The organism is Flavobacterium geliluteum, from assembly GCF_017948595.1.
GTDB lineage: Bacteria > Bacteroidota > Bacteroidia > Flavobacteriales > Flavobacteriaceae > Flavobacterium > Flavobacterium flavipigmentatum.
In genome coordinates, this window is sequence record NZ_JAGFBV010000012.1 from 46,370 (window position 1) to 70,576 (window position 24,207).

Annotated in this window: 22 protein-coding genes; 13 read left to right on the forward strand and 9 right to left on the reverse strand. The window is 35.0% G+C overall.

Annotation, left to right across the window (positions count from 1 at the left end):
• The first annotated feature begins 42 nt into the window (after window positions 1-42).
• On the forward strand, window positions 43-1,629 hold the full coding sequence (locus tag J3495_RS09060; RefSeq protein WP_210666230.1) for a PepSY-associated TM helix domain-containing protein: 1,587 nt from the start codon (window positions 43-45) through the stop codon (window positions 1,627-1,629).
• Window positions 1,630-1,691: 62 nt separating this feature from the next.
• On the opposite strand, the gene J3495_RS09065 is transcribed toward J3495_RS09060, so the two are convergent.
• Window positions 1,692-2,369, reverse strand: coding sequence for a TrmH family RNA methyltransferase (locus J3495_RS09065; RefSeq protein WP_210666231.1), 678 nt, complete (start codon window positions 2,367-2,369; stop codon window positions 1,692-1,694).
• A 118-nt stretch (window positions 2,370-2,487) separates the two neighbouring features.
• Between J3495_RS09065 and J3495_RS09070 the strand changes: the two genes are divergently transcribed.
• From J3495_RS09070 to J3495_RS09085, 4 genes are all read left to right on the forward strand, one after another.
• Window positions 2,488-3,009, forward strand: a complete 522-nt coding sequence (locus tag J3495_RS09070; RefSeq protein ID WP_210666232.1) for a GNAT family N-acetyltransferase — start codon at window positions 2,488-2,490, stop codon at window positions 3,007-3,009.
• Window positions 3,010-3,013: 4 nt separating this feature from the next.
• On the forward strand, window positions 3,014-3,703 hold the full coding sequence (locus J3495_RS09075; RefSeq protein ID WP_210666233.1) for an SIR2 family NAD-dependent protein deacylase: 690 nt from the start codon (window positions 3,014-3,016) through the stop codon (window positions 3,701-3,703).
• A gap of 79 nt (window positions 3,704-3,782) precedes the next feature.
• Window positions 3,783-5,129: an adenylosuccinate lyase gene (gene purB, locus J3495_RS09080; RefSeq protein WP_210666234.1), complete on the forward strand. Its 1,347-nt coding sequence runs from the start codon at window positions 3,783-3,785 to the stop codon at window positions 5,127-5,129.
• A 236-nt stretch (window positions 5,130-5,365) separates the two neighbouring features.
• Complete coding sequence (locus tag J3495_RS09085) at window positions 5,366-7,603, forward strand: cation:proton antiporter domain-containing protein (protein ID WP_210666235.1); 2,238 nt, start codon at window positions 5,366-5,368, stop codon at window positions 7,601-7,603.
• Between the two features lie 71 nt (window positions 7,604-7,674).
• Here J3495_RS09085 and J3495_RS09090 read toward each other — a convergent pair whose 3' ends face one another.
• A complete protein-coding gene (locus tag J3495_RS09090) occupies window positions 7,675-8,313 on the reverse strand; it encodes a peroxiredoxin (protein ID WP_210666236.1) in 639 nt (212 codons plus the stop codon).
• A gap of 111 nt (window positions 8,314-8,424) precedes the next feature.
• Entirely contained in the window at window positions 8,425-9,336 is a 912-nt protein-coding gene (locus J3495_RS09095; RefSeq protein ID WP_210666237.1) for an AEC family transporter, read from the reverse strand.
• Between the two features lie 116 nt (window positions 9,337-9,452).
• Between J3495_RS09095 and J3495_RS09100 the strand changes: the two genes are divergently transcribed.
• The 3 genes from J3495_RS09100 (at window position 9,453) to meaB (ending at window position 11,818) form a co-directional block, all read left to right on the forward strand.
• Window positions 9,453-9,860, forward strand: a complete 408-nt coding sequence (locus J3495_RS09100) for an Rrf2 family transcriptional regulator (protein ID WP_210666238.1) — start codon at window positions 9,453-9,455, stop codon at window positions 9,858-9,860.
• A 56-nt stretch (window positions 9,861-9,916) separates the two neighbouring features.
• A complete protein-coding gene (locus J3495_RS09105) occupies window positions 9,917-10,558 on the forward strand; it encodes an NAD(P)-dependent oxidoreductase (RefSeq protein WP_210666239.1) in 642 nt (213 codons plus the stop codon).
• A gap of 144 nt (window positions 10,559-10,702) precedes the next feature.
• A complete protein-coding gene (meaB, locus tag J3495_RS09110; RefSeq protein WP_394369566.1) occupies window positions 10,703-11,818 on the forward strand; it encodes a methylmalonyl Co-A mutase-associated GTPase MeaB in 1,116 nt (371 codons plus the stop codon).
• A gap of 63 nt (window positions 11,819-11,881) precedes the next feature.
• Here the strand turns inward: meaB and J3495_RS09115 are convergent, their stop codons facing one another.
• The 3 genes from J3495_RS09115 to J3495_RS09125 form a co-directional block, all read right to left on the reverse strand.
• Entirely contained in the window at window positions 11,882-13,468 is a 1,587-nt protein-coding gene (locus J3495_RS09115) for an LTA synthase family protein (RefSeq protein ID WP_236025426.1), read from the reverse strand.
• A gap of 383 nt (window positions 13,469-13,851) precedes the next feature.
• Window positions 13,852-14,079: a hypothetical protein gene (locus J3495_RS09120; RefSeq protein WP_210666242.1), complete on the reverse strand. Its 228-nt coding sequence runs from the start codon at window positions 14,077-14,079 to the stop codon at window positions 13,852-13,854.
• Window positions 14,080-14,107: 28 nt separating this feature from the next.
• Window positions 14,108-15,493 carry an MATE family efflux transporter gene (locus J3495_RS09125; protein WP_210666243.1) on the reverse strand — a complete coding sequence of 462 codons (1,386 nt, stop codon included), beginning with the start codon at window positions 15,491-15,493 and terminating at the stop codon, window positions 14,108-14,110.
• 191 nt (window positions 15,494-15,684) lie between these two features.
• Between J3495_RS09125 and J3495_RS09130 the strand changes: the two genes are divergently transcribed.
• On the forward strand, window positions 15,685-16,200 hold the full coding sequence (locus J3495_RS09130; protein ID WP_210666244.1) for a hypothetical protein: 516 nt from the start codon (window positions 15,685-15,687) through the stop codon (window positions 16,198-16,200).
• Between the two features lie 105 nt (window positions 16,201-16,305).
• Here the strand turns inward: J3495_RS09130 and J3495_RS09135 are convergent, their stop codons facing one another.
• The 3 genes from J3495_RS09135 to J3495_RS09145 all read right to left on the reverse strand — a co-directional run bounded on the left by J3495_RS09135 (window position 16,306) and on the right by J3495_RS09145 (window position 20,708).
• On the reverse strand, window positions 16,306-18,087 hold the full coding sequence (locus J3495_RS09135; protein ID WP_210666245.1) for a cytochrome-c peroxidase: 1,782 nt from the start codon (window positions 18,085-18,087) through the stop codon (window positions 16,306-16,308).
• 95 nt (window positions 18,088-18,182) lie between these two features.
• Window positions 18,183-19,634, reverse strand: a complete 1,452-nt coding sequence (locus J3495_RS09140) for a PhoX family protein (protein WP_210666246.1) — start codon at window positions 19,632-19,634, stop codon at window positions 18,183-18,185.
• Between the two features lie 192 nt (window positions 19,635-19,826).
• Window positions 19,827-20,708 carry a PPK2 family polyphosphate kinase gene (locus tag J3495_RS09145; protein ID WP_210666247.1) on the reverse strand — a complete coding sequence of 294 codons (882 nt, stop codon included), beginning with the start codon at window positions 20,706-20,708 and terminating at the stop codon, window positions 19,827-19,829.
• A gap of 232 nt (window positions 20,709-20,940) precedes the next feature.
• Here J3495_RS09145 and J3495_RS09150 point away from each other — a divergent pair, with 232 nt between their 5' ends.
• The 4 genes from J3495_RS09150 (at window position 20,941) to J3495_RS09165 (ending at window position 24,183) form a co-directional block, all read left to right on the forward strand.
• Window positions 20,941-21,444 (forward strand): hypothetical protein, encoded by a 504-nt coding sequence (locus J3495_RS09150; RefSeq protein ID WP_210666248.1) that lies wholly within the window; start codon window positions 20,941-20,943, stop codon window positions 21,442-21,444.
• Between the two features lie 10 nt (window positions 21,445-21,454).
• A complete protein-coding gene (locus J3495_RS09155; RefSeq protein WP_210666249.1) occupies window positions 21,455-22,291 on the forward strand; it encodes a DUF6929 family protein in 837 nt (278 codons plus the stop codon).
• Between the two features lie 447 nt (window positions 22,292-22,738).
• Window positions 22,739-23,239 carry an RNA polymerase sigma factor gene (locus J3495_RS09160; RefSeq protein WP_210666250.1) on the forward strand — a complete coding sequence of 167 codons (501 nt, stop codon included), beginning with the start codon at window positions 22,739-22,741 and terminating at the stop codon, window positions 23,237-23,239.
• A 2-nt stretch (window positions 23,240-23,241) separates the two neighbouring features.
• Window positions 23,242-24,183 (forward strand): hypothetical protein, encoded by a 942-nt coding sequence (locus J3495_RS09165; protein ID WP_210666251.1) that lies wholly within the window; start codon window positions 23,242-23,244, stop codon window positions 24,181-24,183.
• Window positions 24,184-24,207 lie beyond the last annotated feature (24 nt).

Sequence of the window (24,207 nt, forward strand, 5' to 3'; positions counted from 1 at the left end):
TTAATCCTTAAATCTGTGGCAAAAAAACATAAGAATACAGAGATGAGCAAAGAAAAAAAATCCAAGAAAAAAGATTCCAAAATCGTCAAGAAAATCAAACAGCACATGTACAAGTGGCATCGTACCATTGGGATTCTCACAATCATACCCGTAATTTTCTGGACATTATCAGGTTTAATGCATCCTTTTATGGCGCATTTTTTTAAACCCGAAATTGCACACGAAAAACTGGAATTTCAACCTATTGATAAAAATAAATTGCAATTTTCAGTTCAGGAAGTTTTGCAAAAAAACAATATTGCCGAATTTAAAAATTTCAGAATTGTCGCTTTCGGCGATGCTACTTTTTATCAGGTAAAAAACATAACAGGTGATTTATTATATTTTGACACTTCGTCTGCTAAAAAGTTAGACAACGGAGACCAAAAATATGCAGAATGGCTTTCGCGTTACTTTTTAGACGACCAAAAAAGTGCCATAAAAAAGAGCGAAATAGTTACCGAATTCACTTCTCAATACAAATATGTCAATCGCTATTTGCCTGTTTACAAAGTAACTTTAGACCGTCACGATGCGATGCAAGTGTATGTAGAAACGTCTTCGAGCAAACTCGCAACTTACAATCCAACTTCACGACAATGGTTTATTTGGTTCTTTGACACTTTTCATAACTGGTCGTTTATCGATGCCATTACCAACAACAGCATCCGAATTATTACAATGATTTTTTTGCTTACCATTATCGGATTTTCTGCCCTTAGCGGAATTTTAATCTATGGATTACTTTGGAAACAATTTAAAAAAACAGATAGTTTAACGCCTAAAAAAGGCCTTCGAAAATACCATCGTCAAATAGGCATTTGGGTTTCGCTTTTTACTTTAACATTTGCTTTTAGCGGTGCATATCATGCTACTACCAAGTGGGAGCCGTATACCTTGTCGCAAATGATTTACGAACCTACTTTTACCGTAAAAGAAATCCCTCTTGCCAATACTAATTTAAATGTAGACTGGAGTCGTTTTCAAAACAGCAGTATCATTACCCTCAATGACACCGTATATTATCGCTGCCAACTAATTCAAAAAGAAAAATACAAAGCTTCAAAATCTGACTCCAATTCAAAATGGAACAAAAAAGAAGGTCCAAAGTCCGAAGTTATTTACATCAATGCAGCCACGAATAAAGCAGTTCAAAATATCGATTTAGAATATGCACAGTTTTTGGCTCATTACTTTACAGATGGAGCTCCCAAAGCGGCGTGTTGCGAAATGGTCGAGACGACTAATGAATCTAGCGCTTCTTTAGAAAACGCAAAATTAGTAGAATCAAAAGTTCTTACTGATTTTGAAAGCCGCGAATATGGTTTTGTCAATAAAAGATTGCCAGTTGTAAAACTGGCGTACGACACACCCGAAAAAACTACCTATTTTATAGAGACTTCGACTTCGCGATTGGCGGCTGTGGTCAAAACTTCAGATAAAGTTGAGGGGTACTCTTTTGCCATTCTTCATAAATTTTTATTCATGGATTGGGCCGGAAAAAACATTCGAGACCTGACCATGGTTTTGGCTGCCTTAACCATTTTGATTGTTAGCATTCTTGGGTTTATTTTGTTTTTGAAAAAATAATTTCAAGCTATTGAGATTCTAAGTTACTAAGGTTCTAAGTTTTTTCTTAGCAGCTTAGTAACTTAATCTTTCAGCAACTTATCGGGATTTTCCTCAAAATAACGTGCTTCTATTCTCTTGATATCTTTTATGGAACTTTTGGCCCAAGCCAAGCGTTTTTCTAAAATTTCATCTGCCGATAACTGCCAAGCGATATCAGAATTCCTTAATCTATTGGTTATATTTTGAATGATAATCGCCGCGGAAACAGAAATATTAAGACTTTCTGTAAAACCCACCATCGGAATTTTAAGAAAACCATCTGCTTTTTCCATAATTTCAGGAGATAGCCCGTCTCGCTCAGTACCAAAAAACAATGCGCTCGGTTGTGTAATATCAAAATCTTCCAGCAGGCAATCATTTTCATGTGGCGTAGTTGCAATAATTTGGTAACCCTGATTTTTTAAAGTCGAAATACAGTTTGTCACCGAATCAAACTGATTGATATCTACCCATTTTTGGGCGCCCATAGCAATTTCTTTATCGATTCTTTTACCGTAACGCTGCTCGATAATATTGAGTTCCTGAATTCCAAAAACTTCACAACTGCGCATTACTGCACTCGTATTGTGCATCTGAAAAACATCCTCTACTACAACTGTAAAATGTTTCGTTCGGGTCGAGAGCACTTTTAAGAATTTTTCTTTGCGATTATCTGTCAGTATATTTTCAAGAAAAGCGAGGTAATCTAAATCAATCATTTGAGTTTTATTTGTGACAAAAATACATTTTTTATATTTCTTTTTAATTGAGTTAAAAAAGAAGCCTTTCTTTTAACATCAGCAAAAGTTTAATTAAATTCGTGAATAAATTAAACGGATGGAAACAGTTGTAATCAAAAAAATTGGTCTTTCAGAATTAGAGAAACTACAGAAAATAGGCAAACAAACCTTTTCTGAAACTTTTGCCGCTATCAATTCTGAGGAAAATATGAAACAATACTTAACCGAAAAATTTTCTCTTGAAAAACTCACCGACGAACTGACAAATTCTAACTCAGAATTTTATTTCGCACTTCTTGACGAGAAAGTAGTCGGATATTTAAAGGTCAATTTCGCAGCAGCGCAGACAGAATTAAAAGACAAAAATGCCTTAGAAATAGAACGTATTTATGTTTTAAAAGAACACAAAGGCAATAAAATTGGACAACTTTTATATGAAAAAGCTTTACAGGTCGCACAAAAATCAAGTTTGAAATACATTTGGCTGGGTGTTTGGGAAGAAAATCATGGCGCTTTACATTTTTATAAAAAAAACGGTTTTATAGCCTTTGATAAACATATTTTTAGACTGGGCGATGACGAACAAACAGATTTATTAATGAAACTAACGTTAAAATGAACCCATGAAAAAGAAATTAGTTGTTTTAACGGGCGCAGGAATCAGCGCAGAAAGCGGTATCAAAACTTTTCGGGATAGCGATGGTTTGTGGGAAGGACACGATGTGATGGAAGTAGCAACTCCGGAGGGATGGAGAAAAAATCAAGAGTTAGTTTTGGATTTTTATAATAAAAGGCGCCAGCAACTTAAAGAAGTACAGCCTAATTTGGGACATCAAATTTTGGCAGAATTAGAACATGATTTTGATGTATACATTATCACACAAAATGTAGATGACTTGCATGAACGTGCCGGCAGTACAAAGGTTTTGCATTTGCACGGAGAATTACTAAAAGTACGCAGTATTCAAAATCGAAATGTTATTTTAGACTGGAAAGAAGATTTATTTACAGGTGATCTGGACGAAAACGGTCATCAATTGCGCCCTCATATTGTTTGGTTTGGCGAAGATGTTCCCGCTCTTGAGGAAGCCATCGAAATTACGGAATCGGTAGATTATTTTGCCGTAATTGGCACTTCATTGCAAGTATATCCAGCTGCAGGATTGATCGCCTATACGGATCATAAAACGCCTGTTTTTTATATCGATCCGAAACCAATTGCGATTCCGAATCTTCGAAATAAAGTAGTAATTATTTCTAAAATTGCATCTGAGGGAGTTGCAGATTTGAGAGAACATTTAAAATCGATTTAAAAACACAATTGCCTATTTTGATTCCTTTTAATCGCCAAATTCTGTTTATATTTGCAACTTTCGAACAAACAACATAACAATGACTACTTTAAACGAATTGAACGCTATATCGCCTATTGACGGAAGATATAGAAGTAAAACCCTTTCATTAGCACCTTATTTTTCTGAAGAAGCTTTAATCAAATACCGTGTATTGGTTGAAATTGAATACTTTATTGCCTTGTGCGAAGTACCGTTGCCGCAACTTTCTGATGTAAATCCAAAATTATTTGACAGTTTACGTGACATTTACAAAAAGTTCTCTACGGCAGATGCTCTTTGGATTAAAGAGACTGAAAAAGTAACCAACCACGATGTAAAAGCGGTGGAATACTTTATCAAAGATGCCTTTGAAAAACTAGGCTTATCACAATATAAAGAGTTTATTCACTTCGGATTAACTTCTCAGGATATTAACAACACTGCCATTCCGCTTTCTACAAAAGAAGCTTTTGAGCAGGTTTACATGCCATCTTTAATTGGTCTAATTTCCAAATTAAAAGAATTAAGTGTAGAATGGAAAGACATTCCGATGCTGGCTCGCACGCACGGACAACCGGCCTCTCCTACTCGTTTGGGCAAAGAAATCTTGGTTTTTGTAGAGCGTTTAGAAGAGCAAATGCGTTTGTTATTTAATATTCCGTTCGCAGCCAAATTTGGTGGGGCAACTGGAAATTATAATGCGCATCATGTAGCCTATCCCCAAATCGATTGGAAACAGTTTGGAAGCAAATTTGTCGAAACCGATCTTGGTTTGCACCACTCTTTCCCGACTACTCAAATTGAGCATTACGATCATTTTGCGGCCTTTTTTGATGCTTTAAAAAGAATCAACAATATTATTATCGATTTGGACAGAGACATTTGGACGTATGTTTCGATGGATTATTTTAAACAAAAAATAAAAGAAGGAGAAATTGGTTCGTCTGCAATGCCACATAAAGTAAATCCGATTGATTTTGAAAATTCGGAAGGAAATTTAGGAATGGCAAATGCTATTTTTGAGCATTTGGCGGCTAAATTGCCAATCTCTAGATTACAACGTGATTTAACTGACAGTACTGTTTTGCGCAATATTGGCGTTCCGATGGGACACACGATTATTGCTTTTGAAGCCTCTTTGAAAGGTTTGAATAAATTACTTTTGAACGAAGCGAAATTTGCAGAAGATTTGGAAAAAAATTGGGCCGTGGTAGCAGAAGCAATTCAGACTATTTTGCGCCGTGAAGCCTATCCAAATCCGTATGAAGCTTTGAAAGGTTTGACAAGAACCAACGAAGCGATTGACAAAAAAGCAATTCATAATTTTATTGCGACTTTGGAAGTTTCTGATGCCGTAAAAGCAGAATTAATGGCAATTACACCTAGTAATTACACAGGAATTTAAACAAAATACAAAATATTTTCTCAAAAAAAGCTATCTTTATCGATAGCTTTTTTTTATGAATGTTCTCGAGAGGTTAGCCCAGACTGAAAAGAAAAGCCTTTTGCGAAAAAAACTATATTTTTTTGTTGGAACAGAGCGACCAGAGGAAGCTCCTGAGACAACATAAAAAAATAAGTTTTTTGACCAAAAGCTTGGAATGAAAGGCTGGAATAGCTCCTGAAAAAATCAAAACTTTTATGATTGCCTTAAACGCCGTTGCCGAAACTACACATCATCTAAAACCACTTATTAGCGATTTAGGACTTATCTTGATTACCGCTGGAATTGCTGTATTGATCTTTAAAAAAATGAAACAGCCCCTTGTTTTGGGGTATTTGATTGCGGGTTTCTTAGCCGGAAATCATTTTGATTTTTTTCCGTCGATTACCGATATGAAAAGTGTGGAAGTCTGGGCTGAAATTGGAGTCATTATTTTACTGTTTAGTTTGGGGCTCGAATTTAGTTTTAAAAAGCTGATGAAAGTAGGCGGAACAGCTTCGATTACTGCCATTACCCAAATAATCACGATGGTCTCGATGGGATATCTGGTGGGGCAATGGATGGGCTGGTCACAAATGGATAGTATTTTTTTGGGCGTAATTTTATCGATTTCGTCTACCACAATTATCTTAAAAACATTTGATGAATTGGGCGTAAAAGCACAAAAATTTGCAGGAATTGTTATCGGATCACTGATTGTGCAGGATTTAGTGGCTATTTTAATGATGGTATTGCTGTCGACTATTGCGGTAAGTCAGCAGTTTTCCGGAACCGAATTATTGATGTCTGTTCTAAAACTAGTTTTCTTTTTAACCGTTTGGTTTGTTGGCGGCATCTTTTTTATTCCGACGCTTCTTAAAAAAGCAAAACATTTATTGACAGACGAAATGCTGCTTATTATTTCGCTTGCTTTGTGTTTGATGATGGTGAGTTTTGCTTCAAACGTGGGTTTTTCGCCTGCGCTGGGTGCTTTTATCATGGGGTCTATTATTGCCGAAACTACTCAGGCTGAACATATTGAACATTTGATAAAACCTGTAAAAGATTTATTTGGCGCCGTTTTTTTTGTATCGGTAGGAATGTTAATTGACCCAAATACACTTTATGAATATGCTTTACCCGTAGCAATTTTAACTTTTATTACGATCCTCGGACAGTCTGTAAGTTCTACTATTGGTGCACTTTTGGCAGGGCAACCCCTAAAACAATCTGTACAAACCGGGATGAGTTTGTCGCAAATTGGAGAGTTTTCTTTTATTATTGCCACTTTAGGAATGACACTCAACGTTACAAGTTCTTTTTTGTACCCTGTTGTGGTAGCCGTTTCTGCAGTAACTACGTTTACTACTCCTTTTATGGTAAAATATGCGGTACCTTTCTCTGACTTTTTAGAACGAAAATTACCCAAAAAATGGGTCAAAAACATCAACCGTTATAGCGTAAATGCTCAAGCCATAAAATCTGTGAGCATCTGGCAAAAAGTCTTAAATACATATCTTTTGCAAATTGTGGTTCATTCAATTATTGTGGCAGCTGTGATTTTATTATCGGCCAAGTTTGTCGCGCCCTTAGTTGCCGACACAAGATTCGGAAACACTTTGGCAGTACTCATTACACTAGTCATTATAGCTCCCTTTTTATGGGCGCTGTCGTTGCGCCGTGTAGCCGTAGAAGAAGTAGATATACTTTGGAAAGAACGTAAATATCGAGGTGCCCTTTTAATGCTGATATTAGTTAGAATAAGTCTCGGTTTATTTTTTGTTGGATTTTTATTAAACATCTTCTTCTCACCTCTAATCGCAATCGTTGCTTTGATCCTTGCTATCGTGGCTTATCAAATATTTCCTAAAAAACTAAACGAACAATATCATAAAATTGAAAATCACTTTTTGAAGAATTTGAATGACAGAGAAAATAAAAAGATAGACAGACGTTATGCCAACTTAATGCCTTGGGATGGTCACATGTCTATATTTGACATTGGAAAAGAATCTAATTTGGCTGGCAAAACATTAGAAGAAATGCGCATTCGCGAATTAATGGGTATTAATATTGCCTATATAAAACGTGGTGAAGTGATGATTCCTATTCCTACCAAAAACGAGCGTTTATTTCCTGGGGATGAAATCTCGGTGATTGGAACCGATGCACAGATTACAGAATTTACACAATATTTGAATCAGAACGAAATTGAAGCTCCAAAAACAATAGATGAATCTCAGGTTGTATTGCGCCAGCTAGAGGTTTCGGATGAAAATTTTGCTCAAAAAAGTATTGGAAAATTCAGAAATGAAACAAATGCAATGGTCGTGGGAATCGAGCGAAACGGAAACCGTATCCTGAATCCGGAATCTAACCTTATCTTGCAAAAAAACGATATTATTTGGGTTGTTGGAGACAAAAAGAAGATGATCGAATACATAAAAAAAGTATAATATCATGATGACATTATACTTTTCTTTATTTTAAAAACATAAAGTTATAAAAAAATTAGCCTTTATTTATTTTACTTGTTAGGCTGTGGCGTCATTCGCAAATAAGGCTTGATAGTCGTATGCCCTTTTGGGAATTTCCCTGGAATGTCACTATCGAGAACAGCCGGTGTAATCACTACATCTTCTCCGTCTTTCCAGTTAGCTGGAGTTGCAACACTATAATTGGCAGTAAGTTGCAAACTATCAATAACACGAAGCAATTCATCAAAATTTCGTCCTGTTGAAGCGGGATAAGTCAAAGTTAGTTTTATTTTTTTGTCGGCACCAATTACAAAAACAGAACGTACTGTAAATTTGTCACTTGCATTAGGATGCAGCATGTCGTATAAATTTGCAATCTTTTTATCTTCGTCAGCAATAATTGGAAAATTTACGGTCGTGTGTTGCGTTTCGTTTATATCTTTAATCCATTCTTTGTGAGATTCTAAACCATCAACACTTAAAGCAATCACTTTTGTATTTCGTTTTGTAAATTCCGGAAGATAATTTGCTACCGTACCCAATTCTGTCGTACAAACAGGTGTAAAATCTGAAGGATGCGAAAATAAAACACCCCAAGAATCTCCCAACCATTCATGAAATTTAATGGGTCCTTCTGTTGTCTCCGCCTGAAAATCCGGAGCTATATCGCCTAATCGTAATGTTGCCATAATATTCTTTTTTTTGTTCCTTTAAAGTTACTCAAAAAAAGCATAAGAAAAGTGCCAAATTTTTTAAAAAAAAGTTAAAATTCTATTCTTCCTATATAGTTAGTGTTTTAATTAAATAAAACCTACTACTAAATACCAAATGACTAAGGTTAAGAACGAAAGCGGAATTCCAAAACCAATCATCATGCTGCTTAATTTAGGTTTTAATCCGTAGGAAGAGGCTAAAATAGCTCCCGTAATCATGGGCGCCATCGCCATTTGCATGATCGTAATTTTAATTTCCTCCGAATGTTTATTCAATACAAAAACATATAAAAATAAAATGAGAGCCGGAGCAAAAATTAATTTGTAAAAAAGTCCCAATCGCAAAAATTTCCAGTGCCTGCTTTTTCTGTCAAACTGCAACTGCAAACCAACAGAGGTGAGCGCCAAAGGAGTTACAAAACTTCCTATTTTAAGCAATCCGTATTGAATATTGGTATCAAATTGATACTGCATAACATTCATCAGGCAAGCCGTTAGAAAAGCTAAAAAGGGAGGAAAAAGAAGTACTTTTTTAATGATTTCTGATGCATTTGGACTTCCTTTTGAATAAAATGCAGCCACAAATATGCCTAATGTCGAGACTACCACAAAAGTTCCCGGCTGATCGACCAAAATAGCCGTTTTCAGACCTTCCTTTCCATACAAAGCTTCAATAATGGGATATCCTAAAAAGGAAGAATTACTTAAACCTGCAGTCAAGATAAGACAACCGATGAGCTTATTTGACCATCCCATTTTTTTTCCCAGAAAATGAAAAAAAACAAAAGCCAGAACAAAAACAATCCAACCAGAAGCGATTGGAAACAATAAATTATTGTCCCACTTTATTTTAGGAATATGATATAAGGACAAAGCAGGAAGGCAAATATATACTACAATTTTATTTAAAATTTTGTAGATGTGGGTTGGAAACCGCTTAATATGCTGCAGAATGAGACCTGTAGCAAGAAAAATGAATATTAAAATAAAATTGTTCATAATCTGTAAAAAAGCAAAAATACTACTTTCCGAATTGACGTATTCAATTAATTTTTAGTTAAAATTATTTTTTATTCGATAAAAGACTTTATATTTGTAATATATTTTATTACAGTATGATTTCAGGTAAATTTGCCATAACGATTCACATTCTTACTTTGCTCACTAAATTCCCTAATGATTTTTTATCATCAGAATTTATTGCGGGGAGTATCAACTTGAATCCCGTTTTGGTTCGAAAAGAAATTGCCAACCTAAAATCACATCGACTGGTAGAGAGTAAAGAAGGTAAAAATGGTGGAACAAAATTGACTGTTGATCCGTCGAGTATTACTTTGAAAGCCATATTTGAAATGACTTTTGAGACTATCAATCTCGGCTATGCAAAAAATACTCCTAACCCGGAATGTCCTGTTGGAAAAAAAATCAATCAAAATTTAAGTAATTTATATACCAATATCAATCGTAAAATAAGCTTGCAACTGGAAGATATTACATTAGAAGATTTTTCTAATCAGTTCTAAACTATTTTTTTATTCAAAACTGTAACAATTTTTATTACTAATTAAATTATATATTTATGAAAATCGCTATTATTGGAGCTACAGGATTTGTGGGTTCCGCAATTTTAACAGAATTAACAAACAGAAATCACACCATTACTGCCATTTCAAGAAACCCAAAGGAAACTTCAAATGCTACTTGGGTAGCGGCAGATATTTTTGCTATTGATACTTTAGCCGACATTTTAAAAGGGAACGATGTGGTCGTAAACGCCTATAACCCTGGTTGGACAAACCCAAACATTTATGATGATTTTCTTAATGGTTCTAAAGCCATTCAAGAAGCTGTTAAAAAATCAGGTGTAAACCGTTTTATTACTATCGGAGGAGCAGGAAGTTTATTTGTTGCGCCAGATTTACAAGCGGTAGATACGCCAGATTTTCCAAAAGAAATTTATGAAGGAGCAAACGCAGCCAGAAATTATTTGAATATCATCAAGCAAGAAAAAGAATTGGATTGGGCTTTTTTTAGTCCAGCTTTTGAAATGCATGCAGGAACAAAAACAGGAAGAACAGGTAAATACCGTCTTGGTTTAGAAAATCCGGTTTTTAATGATGAGCAAAGAAGCATTTTGTCTGTAGAAGATTTAGCTGTGGTAATTGCAGACGAAATTGAAACACCAAAGCACCACCAAGTACGCTTTACGGCAGGTTATTAATCGCATTCAAATTGCATGAATTTTTATTGATTTTTTTATAATACTTTCGTTAAAAAAATCATGCAATTCGTGGCAACAAAACTCCAGCAGTTTCAAAAGGTCAATTGTCTTTTTGAAACTGTTTTTGTTTTCTGTACTTTTACGATGTCTAAAAGTAACATTTTGTCAAATTCAAAAAGCAAATCAAGCAGTTTACATGAAAAAGCTGGAATTTCACCTCCCGAAATCACCAACGTTTCGGCTATTAATGAAATTCAGAAAAAAAGGAAACTACAGCCGAGTTCAACAGAATTAGTTGACGGGATATTAAGTAGTAGTCGGACTGCTTTAAGTCGTGCTATTACGTTGATTGAAAGTACTAATCCAGAGCATCTGACAAAAGCTAATGAGGTAATAAAAGACTGCCTGCCACATGCGAATAACTCTGTTCGGATAGGAATTACAGGTGTTCCCGGTGTTGGAAAAAGCACTTTTATAGAAGCTTTTGGAAAATACCTTACGCAGTCAGGAAAAAAAGTAGCTGTTTTAGCCGTTGATCCAAGTAGTTCTCTGTCGCACGGAAGCATTTTAGGCGATAAGACACGAATGGAGGAATTGGTAAAAGACGAAAATGCTTTCATCAGGCCTAGTGCATCAGGTGCAACTTTAGGTGGTGTTGCCAGAAAAACACGCGAAGCGATTATTTTGTGTGAAGCCGCTGGATTTGACATCATAATTATTGAAACTGTTGGCGTTGGACAAAGCGAAACTACTGTTCACAGTATGGTCGATTTTTTTCTATTGTTGAAAATTTCTGGCGCAGGCGACGAATTACAGGGCATTAAACGTGGCATTATGGAGATGGCAGACGCCATTGTAATCAACAAAGCCGATGGTGACAATGTAAAAAAAGCGAATTTGGCAAAAGTAGAATTTAATAGAGCTTTGCATTTATTTCCGATAAAAAAATCAGCATGGCAGCCAAAAGTAACCACTTGCAGCGCCGTTACCAAAGACGGAATTCCAGAAGTTTGGAATACTATTTCGAGTTATTTTGAACAAACAAAAGAAAGTGGTTATTTCTTTGAGAACCGCAAAGATCAGAATCATTTTTGGATGATGGAAACGATCAACGAGCAATTAAAATCTAAATTTTATAGTCAGCCCAACATACTTTCAGAATTAGAAAAAAACAAAAAAGCAGTGCAAAACGATGAAATTTCACCTTTTGCAGCTGCTCAAAATTTATTGGAATTGTATTTTAAGCAAGATTATAAGTGACAAAGGTTCAAAGAAATAGAGGGAAAAAACTTTGTTGCTTTGAACCTTTGCGATATTAAAAACCTACTTTTTTCTCAACTTATACTTATTCTCCTTGTATAAATTCCCAGCCGTAATCACATGTGCCAAAGCATCTTTTGCCAGCTCTTCGTTTAATTTTACTGGAATCAAAGTTGTATCGTTTTTGATTTCAAACTGCAATGGTTTTAGATTAGGTTGCATGATTACAACCTGATTTTCAACTCTAAAAGCATTGATATCATTAAACTGCATGATCGATCTTCCCTGTGTTTTAGAATCTAATTTATTTAAATTTCTGCCTACCATTGGTGTTTCAAAAGGAATACCTAAATAACTTAACAAAGTGGGCGGAATATCTATCTGACTCGCCAATTTGCTGTAAGTTGTACCTTTTGGAACATTAGGGCCAATTATAAAAGCCGGAATATGAAACTTATTTATTGGAACTAAATTTTTTCCGTATGTTCTGGTATTATGATCTGCGATTACGATAAAAATAGTGTTCTTAAAATAGACCTCTTTTTTAGCCATTTCGAAGAATTTTCCAATAGAAAAATCAGCGTATTTCATCGCATTATTTACCGTTGCCGCTTTTTTATCAAATGGTGTGATTCTTCCTGCCGGATATTCAAAAGGCTCATGATTAGAAGTTGAAAACATCAAAGAAAAGAAAGGTTTATTCCCTTTTGCTTTGAAATAATCATTTGCTTTTGTTACTAAATCTTCATCAGAATAGCCCCAAGTTCCTTTAAAAGCATATTTTTTTCCATCAGATTCAAAATCTTCTTGGTCAATTATATTTTCAAAACCATTCCCGTTAAAGAAAGAGGCCATATTATCAAAGTTAGCCATTCCGCCATAAATAAAACTAGTATCATAGCCTTTTTGTTTTAGAGCTTCCGCTAAAGTAAAAAAGCCTTGTTGTGAATTTCCTAATTTTACCACACTCTCTGATGGAGATGGCAAAAATCCTGTCACGACTGCTTCGATTCCTCTCACGCTTCGGGTACCGGTGCAATACAAATTGGTAAACAATAAGCCTTCTTTAGATAATTTATCAAATTCGGGGGTCAAGGGCTTGCCTCCTAAAATACCAATATACTCTGCGCCCAAACTTTCCTGCAAAAAAATTACCAAATTATACGGTTTTTTCAGAATAGAATCCGGTTGCTGTACATGAAGAAACGGAATAGTTGCATCTGTAAAATCATTGGGGCCGGCAATCATATATTTTTTCACACGCGCTATGGCCTCAGCTTCATCCATTTTTCCGTACATTTTGGTGTTTCCTTCATTTTTTATTGAGTAAGCCGCAAAAGCAACCGTATAAAAAGAGTTTAAACCTAATGTATTGGTGAGCTGATCTGTAGAAAACACAGCATTACTTGCATTTATTGGTCGTTTTGAAGTAAGACTAGAACGTGCTCCAAAAAACAATAAAAAAGCAACTAATGGAAAAATCATTAACTTGAATTTGTATTCAGTAGCCGAAGTGTAAAAGAATTTCTTTCCTTTTTTGAAAGCAAAATACAAGAGAACTCCCAAAATTAAAAACGTCACAATTATAGAGGTCAGGTAACTTTTCAAAAGCATTCCGATTACTTCTTTTGGATAAATTAAATAATCCAAAAATATTTTATTGGGACGTGTGTCATATTGTTTGACAAAATCGGGTGATGCGAGTTCAACGAACAAAATCAGAAACAAAAATAAAAAACTATAAATCACCAAAAAATTATTGGTAAACCTCATCCATTTATTAGGTAAAAAAGTAATTAAAACCGCTGGTAGAAATGATAAGTAACAAAGTAAAATCAAATCCATTCGGAGACCGATCGGAAAAATATACCAAAAATGAGGCGTTTCTACTACCCTATCTTTAAAAATAAAAAAAAGAAACAGGCGACTTAAAGTTGTAATTAGCAAACCGATTGCTATGAAATTAAAAATGGGTTTTAAAAAACTTATTTTTTTCATTAAAATGATTTAATTGTGAGTAATTTTTAATTTGATTACTCTTCGTAACGTTTAATTTCTCTATCGTAAAACTCATTCGCTTTTACGATCAAACCTTCCATTTCTGCATTCAGCTCCGCCTCATCAAGATCTTCGGCTTCTTCCATAAATTCGACTTCATCGTCTTTTAGATTAATTACAAACCTAGGATAATCAAGGTGAATGATGAAAATATCATCTGGAAAATCAGTATTATCTCCGAGTAAAAATTTAGGTAATTCCATTTTTATTTATTTATTTTTTGCTTCAAATTTAAGTATTTGAAACTGAATTAGTGATTAATTTTTTGGTTAAGTAATGAAAGCGAATATACAAAAACAGGGCAGCTGAAGTAAGACCTGCTAAAAGACCAATCCATACTCCTTCTGCTTTCCAGGGAGTGTATTCTGCAAGATAATAGGAGATAGGAAAACCAATTACCCAATATGCTACAAAGGTAATGTACATGGGGATTTTCACATCCTGCAATCCGCGTAAAGCACCTAAAACGACTACTTGTATCCCATCAGAAATTTGAAAAACAGCTGCAATCAAAAGCAATTTTGATGCGATAGCGATTACTTCTGTATTGTCTGAAAGCTGAAACGTATTTTCCATATTCAGAAAAAGATACGGCAAAACGGTATGAAAAGCAATAAACAAAATGGCAAAGATTACTTCTATAAAAATAGCCAGTAAAAAGATAGAACGCGCCACCACAACCAGTGTTTTATAATCCATAAGACCTCTTTGATTGCTCACACGAATCATCGAAACAACGCTCAACCCCATAGCAACCATAAAAGTCATCGAGGACACGCTTAGCGCAATTTGGTTGGCGGCCTGACTCGTTTTACCAATGTTTCCGCAAAGCCAAATTGAGGCTGTAAAAAGCACGACTTCAAAAAGCATTTGCATGGCAGAAGGCAAGCCCAGATTTACTATTTTTTTTATGGCTTCTTTTTTGATTTCTTCAAAACTAAAACCTTCAAAATATTTTTTTAATTGTTCTCTGCGCGACAAAATAATGTGCATAAAAAGCACCATCATAATTCTCGAAATTACCGTTCCCAGTGCAGCACCCACAATGCCCATCTTAGGAAAAATCCAAACACCGTAAATCAGCATATAATTAATAAAAACATGAATAATATTGGCCATGATAATCGCATACATCGAATACTTTGTCATCGAGAGTCCGTCTGCAAATTGTTTGTAACCCTGATACATAATAAGAGGCACGAGTGAAAAAGCAACCCAGGCCAAATAAGGTTTTGCCAGAACAATGACATCTGCGGGTTGATGCAGCAGTTCCATCAACGGCATGGCCAAAACGATCAATCCGAAAAGCATAACTCCTAAAATAGTACACAAAAATAATCCGTGGTGAAAGGCAGAACGTATTTTAGATTCGTTTTTCTCAGCATCTGCTTCGGCTACAATGGGTGTAATTGCCGTAGAAAATCCGATCCCTAAAGACAAGGCGACGAAAATCATACTATTTCCCAGCGAAACAGCCGCTAGTTCGGTACTTCCCAACTTTCCTACCATTACATTATCTACAATCCCTATTAAGGTATGTCCAACCATTCCGAGAATTATAGGATATGCCAATCTTAAATTATAACCAAACTCCTTTGTATACTGAGCTAAATTCACTTTTATCTACTTTTTTTGTCGGCAAAGATACTTAGAAGGTTTTAATTCTTTTAAATTATTCAAATTATAAGCAAATATTAAGAAGAGTAGCATGCGAGCCACTATTATATAACAATTTCAGAAAATTGTATAACAAACTCCAAATGCCTTGGGAGTACTTTTACACTATAATATTTAAAAATTACACGCACATGAAAAAATTAAAAAACATTAGAATTTTATTCTTCGCCGCTTTTACATTAGGATTTATAACTATAGCTTCTGCCCAGGACACTGGAGAATCTGTTAACTACGATCAGAAATTTAAATTAGGATTTGGATTAAATGGAGGATTACCAACCGATAACGCCTACGATTGGGCATTGGGTGGTGATGTGAGATTGCAATACGATTTGACTAAAAGAGCTTCTGTAACCTTAACAACTGGTTTTACCAATTTGTTTATGGGAGACAATGTAGCTGATTTAGGTTTTATTCCGGCGAAAGCAGGTTTCAAAGCTTTTGTATGGGAAGATCAATTTTATGTTTTAGGAGAAGTTGGAGCTGGTTTTGCAGTTACTAACGGATACAACGACACGACCTTTTTATGGGCGCCAGGTATTGGGTATGCTAACAAACATTTTGACATCAGTCTTAGATACGAAGATTATCACAAATTTGAAACAAATCAGGTAGCATTGCGTCTGGCGTATGGTTTTGAATTATAAAATATAGGTTATTTTATTGGTTTTTGGTTTTTGGTAAAAACCCGGCAGTTCTGGAATCTGCCGGGTTTTTTTATATTCAAAAAAAATTGAAGCTAAACACTATTTCTATTTTTTACTTTGTAAATATCTGTTATCCGTCAAAGTTTTCATGAAGGCAATCAATTGCATTTTTTCTTTATCTGATAAGTTTAATTTTTCCTCCGGTAATGTTTGATTCTCCAATTCCAATCCTAAACCTAATCCTCCTCCCTCATTATAAAAATCGATCACTTCTTCTAAGGTTTTATAAACTCCATTGTGCATATAAGGAGCCGTAAGCACACTGTTTCTGATGGTGGGCGTCTTAAAAGAATACTTATGAATAGCCGCTTGGGTAACAACAAATTTGCCTAAATCGCCGTCGAGTTTTTTATTTTTATCAGGAACTCCTAAAACCTCACTCTCCGATCTGTCAAAATTGGGTGGAACAGTTCCGTTGGTAAGCGGAATAAAATGGCAAGTCGCACATTTGGCTTTACCTGCAAACAAATTGAATCCTGCTTTTTCATCTTCGGTAAATGAAATTTTATTTTGCATATAATCATCAAATTTAGAATCATAATCGCTTAACGAACGAATATAAGAAGCCAAAGCATTTTTTATCGCAAATGCATTGATATCCCCTTTTGGAAATGCTTTTTTGAACTGCTCGACATACTCTTTATTTTTTTGAAGGGCCAAAGCCGATTTTTCTAGAGATCCATGCATCTCGTTTTCGTTACTGATCACCGCGATTGCCTGATCTTCGAGATAACTTACCCGAGAATCTGCAAAAAACACACGCTGAAAGGCAATATTTGAAAGTGTAGGCGTATTGCGCTGAATCATCGATTTTCCGTCTAATGCTACCGCCCTTTCTAAGCCATCAGTAAACGCTTTATTGGCATGATGGCAAGAAGCACACGAACGTGTATTGTTACCTGATAAAATGGGGTCATTGAATAACTTTTTGCCCAAAGCAATTTTCTCTGGTGTGGTTTTATAATCCGGAAAGCCAGAAAATGCTTCCGGATCAAAAGCATCCTGATCAAATAAAGTCTGTGCCGTCACTTTTAAGCCTCTCTGCTCTTTCATCAGCGGAATTCCCAATTCAGATTGTGTTTTATAAAGACCTTTACTCAAAGGATTTAAAATTTCTTTGATAAAATACGCGCGATCAAAAGCATTAAAATTAATATTTACTTTTAAATATTTTTTGCCTTTTTGGAAGATTTGAAGCACTTGTTTTGCATTCGAAACCGAATTATTTTCCAGATAAACACGGTAATATTTTTCGATAGTTTCTAAAGAAACCTGTGCTTCCGGAATTGAATTCAGCACAACTGGCGAATCGAAGCCCGTGATTCCGAGTGTTAGGATGCGGTATACCTCCAATCGCATGGCATCAAAAACATGCGCATCTGTCAATTCATTAGAATTAGAAACTTTCTCAAGCCGAATTAAGTTAGCCGATAAAACGCCCAATTCCTGAAGCAGTTCTTTTTTTGTATTCTTATTATATTTTGGAAAAACCAATTCCTCAATAACCTGAAAACCTTCCGGCGGAACCGTCACTTTATCATTTTCCTCAAATTCGCTTATTGCGGGTCCGTTGATCGATTTTGAAACTGCGGGCGAGTAATATTCGCTAATCATTTCGACCTTTTTATAGCTTTGATGCGCCTCTAAAAACTGTCGCTGAATCTGTGCTTCCGAAGAATCAGATTGAACAGAATATTTCAGTTTGGCCACTTTTTCGATCAATAAAGTAATATCGTCTTTAAACACTTCATTTATTTCCTGATGCTTGCTTTTTTTCTCACACGCCACTAATGCCAGCAAAAAGAACAAACCGTATATTTTTTTCATGATTTAATATAATTATAAAGAGGAATATTTATAAAAACAGAAACCACTACTTCAAATTAAAGTAGTGGATGACCGTTTTGTATTCACTTAAAAATTTATCTTGCCAAACCTTTAATAACTACAATTTGACTTGCTTGTTGCTCATTAGGTCTGTTGGTACCTCCATCTGCTTTCTTATATTTTTCGCCAGTCCAAGTATGAGGCTGTACGCTCAACATAAAAGTATCCTCGATACCTACTTGTTCGGACACATCGATTAAAGCACCGTATTCCCAATCTCCAAAACTTGAGATTCCGCCTACGTTATATTTCGCTGCATCAGTTGCTGTACGACGGTGGTCTAATTCTACTACCACTTTTAGCGTTTTTGTAGCAATGTTGTATTGATAAATATAAGCATCGTGTGTTTCGTCTCCGTAACCATTGGCATCTTCCTGAACGTAAACATAATTTTTAGTTACACAAATATTATCCGGATTCTGAAATTTACCTGCAATTCCGCTACGGTTATCTCCGTCAAGAACAACTTCAAGAGTTCCTTTTAATGGGTCGGCGGCATCAAGATTTAATCTGTACACTCTTCCGTATTTAGTTCTGGAACCGTCAGCATTAGTGCCTGTAGTATTTTGTCCCGTTACATTAAAGTACAATTCGCGATCTGCTGTATTACCGCCTTTACGGTAATCCAAATCTTCCACTCTACCAAATTTAATGGCTTTTAACGTATTTACCGATGCATTAATCTGAGCACCTGTAAGTGTAGTATGATTGTCAATTTTTACAAAAGAAACAGGATATGTTTTACTCACTTCCATGTCTTTTTCTCTTTGGTTGTCGTCGTTTCTTTTTAGCATGTACAAAGAACCATTTGTCAAATCACCAACAGTATTCGATACATACATAAAAACCTGACCTCCGTAAGTTCCGGAGTCATCATCTCCAATTACCACTACCGTTTTACCTTTATAAGCAGAAGAGCGCAATGGCAAAGCATTTTCGGCACTTAAGCGACCAAATCCAGCCAATTCTTTAGATACAGACGCAGAACCAACGCTTCCGTAAGGATCCAAAGCATGAGTACGAGATTCTTCTCCAGACTCTCCAGATGTTAAATAAACAGGACCAAAACCATGTTCTGCTGGTGTAGCCATTGTAGCTCCACACAATCTCCAGGTTCCTCCATTAGAATTTAATAAATATTCTCCTTTGGTTGGTTTAAAAGTTTTGTCTAAAGTAATTCTCGAAACAGCAAAATTGTCTTCGTTGTTTACTAAAAACGTAAAAGTGCCATCTGTGTTTCTAAGTAAACCAGAACCATCAGCAGAACCACCAAAAACAAAATTAGGGCTGTCCGGAAAAACATCATCAGAGCTAAAAAGTGAATAAATTTTCAAGCTTTCAAAACCTGCCTGTGCTTTCAATAAACTTGGCGTTACAGATTGATCTTTTAATACAACAGCAGTTGTTTCTGTTTCGTCTTTAGAGTCGTTATTACATGATGTCAATAACGCACCGATCATAACTAGAGGTAAAATAATTCGTTTCATTGAGCTAAAAATTGGTTTTTATTTTTTTACAAAGTAAATCCCTACTCTTTAACTTAAAATGATTTCGATATTAATAAAAAAACAAAAATACTGTCTGAAAATCGCTGTAGGATTAAAAATATTAATATTAAATTAACACTAAAATACACTCATAAAACTTTCGTAACATTCAACAAAAAAACGAACATTATCTTAAGACTCTTTCTTTAGCTGCTCTTTATAATCCTCAAAATTCGCCTTTATTTTATCATCTAGTTCAGGTTCTTTAATATCAGTATATTTTTGCATTTCTTCCCAAATAATTTTGGCAACAATATAACGAGACATTTCTTTATCATCTGCAGGAATAATGTACCAGGGCGCATGTTCTGTCGATGTTTTATTGATCGCCTCTTCGTAATATTGCTGATATTCGTCCCAATGTCCACGTTCTTTAAGATCACCCGGCGAAAACTTCCAGTTGTGTTTTCCTTCTTCCAAACGGCGTAATAAACGTTGGCGCTGTTCCTCTTTACTCAAATGCATATAAAATTTCATCACAATTGTGCCGTTGGCTGCAATATGCTTTTCAAAATTATTAATTTGCTCGATTCTCTTTTCCCAAAACGCTGGCGTAATATCTTCAACCGAATTAATCTCCGGTAAATTTTCATTCAAAACATATTCCGGATGCACGCGTGTGACCAAAACATTCTCATAATGTGTACGATTAAAAATGGCAAACTTCCCTTTTTCTGGCAAAGCAATATAATGGCGCCACAAATAATCATGCTCCAATTCGTTAGAATTTGGCGTTTTAAAACTATGCACCACAACCCCACGCGGATTAAATTCTTTAAAAACCTCCCGAATCAGGCTGTCTTTCCCCGAAGTGTCCATTCCTTGCAGACAAATCAAAACACTGTATTTATTGTGTGCATACATCACATCCTGAAAATCGCTCAATTTTGCCTGCACTTTATCCAGTTTTTCTTCCTTTTCCTCATCATCTGCTTTCACTTTTAACAAAGTTGGAATCTTGGCTAATCTTATTTTTTGTACTACCTTAAAATCATTCGGGTCTATAGATTTCATATTTTGCTGTTTTTATACTAGTAAATATACTATTTTTACGAAGCATATTCCTGCTATTCATTGCAATACTTTTTCGATCAATTGTTTTTTCTAAGCCATAACAAGAGCTTCCGCTGGTCGCTTTGTTCTGTCAAGAAAAAATACAATTGCTTCTCCAAGTATTTTCATTGCTATCAGGGCTAGGCATTGGTTTTCAAAAGAACATTTATAGTATCTCATAGTTCAAGTTATAATGAAAAAAATATTAGTGATAATTTTTATTTTATTTTTAAATCAAACATTTTGTCAAAATGTAAATGAAGATTCTGAACAGAAAATTCAACATAAAATTTACAGTAAATGCTTTGAGAGCCTAAAACCAATTCCAGAAATAGAAAATCATATACCTTTAAAAATTATATCTTTTTGTAGTTTATCAGAATGTGTTATGGGTTTTGAATATGCAAAAGATGAAAAAACTATTTTGGAGGCAATTTCAAAAAGAGCTATTGAAATTTGTGTTATTCTTTATGATGAAGGTACCCCTATTTATCTGACTAGCGGAATGGATAGTTCATATGATGCAGATGAGAAAAACCAAAATTTAACTGATGACAATCATTTAGTATACATTAGTGTTGCGGAGTGTCTCTCTTCTAAATCATTAGAAAAAATCAAGGACATTGTCAATGAACAGACAAAAAAATTAATCAATAAAAACCAAACAAAAACATATCTGTTAAAAGAGGAATTCTAAAACAAAATTCATGGAAAAATTCACATTAGAAATAGTATTTCAAATCATCGGAATTGGTTCTGCATCAGGATTATTTTTCAACAACGATGCTCTTTACATTATTGGTGACAATAGTGGTTTTTTATACGAGTACAATATGCAAAATCAGCAATTAAACCAACATCCTTTAATTGATAATCCTACGGCAAATATTCCAAAAAACATAAAACCTGATTTTGAATCCCTCACACATCACAACGATACTTTGTATGTTTTTGGTTCTGGCTCGACTGAAAACCGCAACAAAATGATCGAATTTGATCTCAAGTCAAAAACTGTTTTACAAAAGAATAATTTGGTCGATTTATATGGTTTGATGCAAAGTTTTGGCGAAATAAAACCCGAAGATTTCAATCTCGAAGGCGCTATTTTTGATGGAGAAAATTGGTATTTATTCAATCGTGGCAACGGGCTTTCGAACAAAAACACCATTTTTACCATTCATGCCAAAAAACTGGACCAAGAATTTGCCTTGGTAGCGACCAATTATAAACTTCCCAAAATAAAAGGCATTCGCTCCAGTTTTACAGACGCCATTTTGGTCGAAGACAAAATTTATTTCCTCTCTACTACCGAAGATACCGTTTCTACGTATGATGATGGCGAAATATTAGGGAGTTTCATCGGGCGCATCGACCTTAAAACCATGAAAATAGATTTTACACAAAAGATCACCTCAACCAATAAATTTGAGGGTCTGACTTTCTACAAAAAATCAAATGATAAAATTGAGTTTTTACTTTGCGAAGATAATGATACAGAACTTTTGGAAACTAAAATTTTCAAGTTGAGTTTACCGGTTAAGTAATACGAGCATTAATCAAAAAAAACTTTCATTACTAATAATTTTACTCTTTTAACTGGCAATTATTTAGTATATGATTTTAAAGCAGAAAACGAATCTATCAGGAAAATAGAAAAGTGGTATCAAACTACAGAAAAAAAAATTAAGCACATTTTAAATCATTGCGAGGAAAGAAGCACCACACTAAAAAAAGCAAATGTGTTATACTGAATGAGATTGCTTCGTTCCTCGCAATGACACAAACAAAAAGCAAATCTTCTATACTGGATGACATTACTTTGTTCCTCGCACATGTGCAACAAAACCTTTGCAACTTAGATTCTTTGTAACTGTGAACGAATATTTTTAAAAAAAAATCAAATTCGTCCCAACCTTTTTTACTTTTTAACCCTCTATAGTATAAAGACCATCATTGTGATAAACGAAACGCTACTTTCTAACTGCAAAAAAATGAACCGAGATGCTCAGCGTCAGGTTTATGAGCACATGGCTCCCAAATTGTATCGCCTTTGTAAACGATACCTCAAGAAAGAAGAGGAAATAGAGGAAGCCTTAGCAGATGCTTTCTATACTATTTTTACCAAAATAGAACAGTTGAAGGAAACACTGGCTTTTGAGGCTTGGGCGCGAAAAATAACTATAAATCACTGTTTGGCAACGATAAAGAAAAATACAAATTTTAATATGTATCTGGATGATGTAAAAATGCTTTCGCAACCTTTTACAGATGAAATTAACACTTTAGAAGAAGAAGATTTACTCAATTTACTCAACCATATTCCGGAAGGCTGTAAAACAGTTTTTAACCTTTTTGTCGTAGAAGGTTACGGACACAAAGAAATAGCCAGCATGCTGAACATTTCTGAAGGTACTTCAAAATCACAGTTGAATGCTGCGAAAACGAAACTAAAGGAATTAGTCAATAAATTGTATTACCAAAAAGCAAAATAGTCATGGACAATCAAGATAAATTATTCGATAAATTTAAAGAGGCTTCCCACAATGCCGAATTGAAAGACTTTTCGTCAATGGAAAAGGTTTGGTCTCGTGTGGAAGAAAAACTCGACAAAAAAGAGGACAAAAAAACCATTTCTCTATGGAAAAAAATTGCCGTTGCCGCTTCACTTTTATTAGTGATTTCGTTAGGAAGTCAGTTCTTAAAATCAGACCAAAAAATCGATATTCAAAGCCCTGAAGTAGTGATCGGTAATAAATCAAAGGATGAAATTTCAAAACAGAATTTGGAGCAACCTGTTATAGAGCAAGACAAAACGATTGTTTCATCTTCGTCTTCTAATATGATTCCTAAAGCAGAGGCGTCTCAAATTTTAGACAAACAAATCAATCAAGAACCAGTAGCCATAGCGGATGTTAGTCATAATGAAGGATTCGCTCTTCCTGTAGCAGAAGAAGCTGTAGCGTATGAAAACAAAGCTAACAACGAAAGTATTCAAAAAGAAGAAAAAGCTAGTGCATCTCAATATCTTCAAGCAGAAAAAAAAGCATCTTTTGAGAGCGAAACAAGTAAAAAACAAGTTCCGATGGCCAGAAAAAGTGCGCCGCTTGTGGTTCTCAACGGAAATGCAATGTCACATAGCGATGATGCCAAAAAAGATAAAATGATGCAAGAAGAATTACCCAATTTAAGTCCTGCAAATGTAGAATCGCTCGTGATATTAGACGAACCGCTTTATATTATTGACGGTATTTATTACTCAGAAAATGATTTATTTGGCAATAATCCAACAAGTCCTTACGCTCCTTTAGACAAGCAGGAAATAAAGACTATTACAATCCTGCAAGACCTTGAAGCGACCTCTAAATATGGCGACAAAGGAAAAAAGGGAGTAGTTATAATCACTACAAAAAACGGAAAACCAGCTTTAAAAAAATAGCTAAATCCTAAACACTAATTTTAA

Coding starts and splice junctions, on each gene's coding strand:
- J3495_RS09165 (WP_210666251.1), top strand. CDS start 23,242: ATGGACAATCAAGATAAATTATTCGATAAATTTAAAGAGGCTTCCCAC.
- J3495_RS09090 (WP_210666236.1), bottom strand. CDS start 8,313: ATGGCAACATTACGATTAGGCGATATAGCTCCGGATTTTCAGGCGGAG.
- J3495_RS09130 (WP_210666244.1), top strand. CDS start 15,685: ATGAAAAAATTAAAAAACATTAGAATTTTATTCTTCGCCGCTTTTACA.
- purB (WP_210666234.1), top strand. CDS start 3,783: ATGACTACTTTAAACGAATTGAACGCTATATCGCCTATTGACGGAAGA.
- J3495_RS09105 (WP_210666239.1), top strand. CDS start 9,917: ATGAAAATCGCTATTATTGGAGCTACAGGATTTGTGGGTTCCGCAATT.
- J3495_RS09085 (WP_210666235.1), top strand. CDS start 5,366: ATGATTGCCTTAAACGCCGTTGCCGAAACTACACATCATCTAAAACCA.
- J3495_RS09145 (WP_210666247.1), bottom strand. CDS start 20,708: ATGAAATCTATAGACCCGAATGATTTTAAGGTAGTACAAAAAATAAGA.
- J3495_RS09155 (WP_210666249.1), top strand. CDS start 21,455: ATGGAAAAATTCACATTAGAAATAGTATTTCAAATCATCGGAATTGGT.
- J3495_RS09120 (WP_210666242.1), bottom strand. CDS start 14,079: ATGGAATTACCTAAATTTTTACTCGGAGATAATACTGATTTTCCAGAT.
- J3495_RS09065 (WP_210666231.1), bottom strand. CDS start 2,369: ATGATTGATTTAGATTACCTCGCTTTTCTTGAAAATATACTGACAGAT.
- J3495_RS09070 (WP_210666232.1), top strand. CDS start 2,488: ATGGAAACAGTTGTAATCAAAAAAATTGGTCTTTCAGAATTAGAGAAA.
- J3495_RS09135 (WP_210666245.1), bottom strand. CDS start 18,087: ATGAAAAAAATATACGGTTTGTTCTTTTTGCTGGCATTAGTGGCGTGT.
- J3495_RS09060 (WP_210666230.1), top strand. CDS start 43: ATGAGCAAAGAAAAAAAATCCAAGAAAAAAGATTCCAAAATCGTCAAG.
- J3495_RS09140 (WP_210666246.1), bottom strand. CDS start 19,634: ATGAAACGAATTATTTTACCTCTAGTTATGATCGGTGCGTTATTGACA.
- J3495_RS09100 (WP_210666238.1), top strand. CDS start 9,453: ATGATTTCAGGTAAATTTGCCATAACGATTCACATTCTTACTTTGCTC.
- J3495_RS09150 (WP_210666248.1), top strand. CDS start 20,941: ATGAAAAAAATATTAGTGATAATTTTTATTTTATTTTTAAATCAAACA.
- meaB (WP_394369566.1), top strand. CDS start 10,703: ATGTCTAAAAGTAACATTTTGTCAAATTCAAAAAGCAAATCAAGCAGT.
- J3495_RS09160 (WP_210666250.1), top strand. CDS start 22,739: ATGAACCGAGATGCTCAGCGTCAGGTTTATGAGCACATGGCTCCCAAA.
- J3495_RS09095 (WP_210666237.1), bottom strand. CDS start 9,336: ATGAACAATTTTATTTTAATATTCATTTTTCTTGCTACAGGTCTCATT.
- J3495_RS09075 (WP_210666233.1), top strand. CDS start 3,014: ATGAAAAAGAAATTAGTTGTTTTAACGGGCGCAGGAATCAGCGCAGAA.